The organism is Nocardia brevicatena NBRC 12119 (assembly GCF_000308495.1).
In the GTDB taxonomy this organism is placed as follows: domain Bacteria; phylum Actinomycetota; class Actinomycetes; order Mycobacteriales; family Mycobacteriaceae; genus Nocardia; species Nocardia brevicatena.
The window spans coordinates 1-1,220 of record NZ_BAFU01000183.1; the positions used below are offsets into that span (position 1 = coordinate 1).

1 pseudogene is annotated in these 1,220 nt (G+C 69.1%); it reads right to left on the reverse strand.

Going from position 1 to position 1,220, the window contains the following annotated elements:
- A pseudogene (locus ON20_RS41125) lies at nucleotides 1–1,157 on the reverse strand (IS30 family transposase); the annotation flags it as partial.
- Nucleotides 1,158–1,220 lie beyond the last annotated feature (63 nt).

A 1,220-nucleotide genomic window follows, 5' to 3' on the forward strand; every position in this document is an offset into this window, starting at 1 on the left:
TCAGTGCATCACCGCTGTTCAGGTGTTCAGCGTAGACCTCGGCCGGGCTGCGGTATCCGTGGATCCTGCGGGGCCGGTGGTTGAGTTCGCAGGCGATGGCGTCGAGGTCGGCCTGGTCGAATCGGCGCAGGTCGGCGTTCTTGGGTAGGTATTGGCGCAGCAGCCGGTCGGTGTTCTCGTTGGTGCCGCGTTGCCATGGACTACGAGGCCTGCAGAGGTGGATCGGTGTCTGCGTCGCCGCGGTGATCGCCCGGTGGCCGGCGATCTCGCGGCCGCGGTCCCAGGTCAGGGTCCGCCGTATCGATGCGGGCAACCCGAGCAGGACCCGGGTCGGGTGTGGTGTGACCTGCTCGGCCTTGATGCCGTCGGGCAGTGCCACCAGGACGGTGAACCGGCTGGTCCGCTCCACCAGGGTGGCGATCGCCGACGGGCGCGAGCCCATCACCGGATCATCTTCCCGGTGACCGGCGACCTGGCGGGTTTCGACCGTGGCCGGACGCTCACCGATGGGCACGAGTTCCCGGATCACGCCGCGTCCGTCGGGTTTGCGGGCTCGTTTCGGGTGTCGCATCGGGCGCGGCGGTGCGCAACCGCTGTGTCAAGGCGCGGTCGATCGCCTTGCGGCGCGGGTCGAACAGTGCCGGGTAGATCGCTTCGTGCGAGATCCGCATCGCCGGGTCGTCAGGGAAGTGTCGCCGCAGCCATCCGGCGATCTGCTCGGGTGACCACAGAGATTTCGGCTTGTCCTCCACCAAGGCCCGCAAGGGTGGGCAGGCCGCGAGCTTGGCCGGTTTCGGTCGCCGCGCGCGCCGGCAGGCCGGCTGGTCAGCGGCCGCGGCCCGGTAAGTGCTCTGGCCGCCGTTGCGGGCGATCTCCCGCGAGATCGTCGACGGCGAGCGCCCCAGCGACACCGCGATCATGCGCGCTGAGCAGCCCATGGCCAGGCCCCGCGAGATCTCCTCACGCTCGGCCGGCGTCAGATGCCGGCTCTGCCGAACTGGCGGTGGCTTTCGGACTCCTCCGGTCTGGGCCAGGAACCGGCGCGCATGCCGAAGCGGAATGGCGAGTGACCGCGACATGGAACCGAGCGACTCACCCGCCCGCCACCGTCTCCACAACTCGTCCTGACCGGCAGGTGACAACCCGTAGTCCCGCACCGAACCCTCCACCCCGACATGATCACCCATGCGGTGATGCAGTGACCGATTGAGCCCAAGATT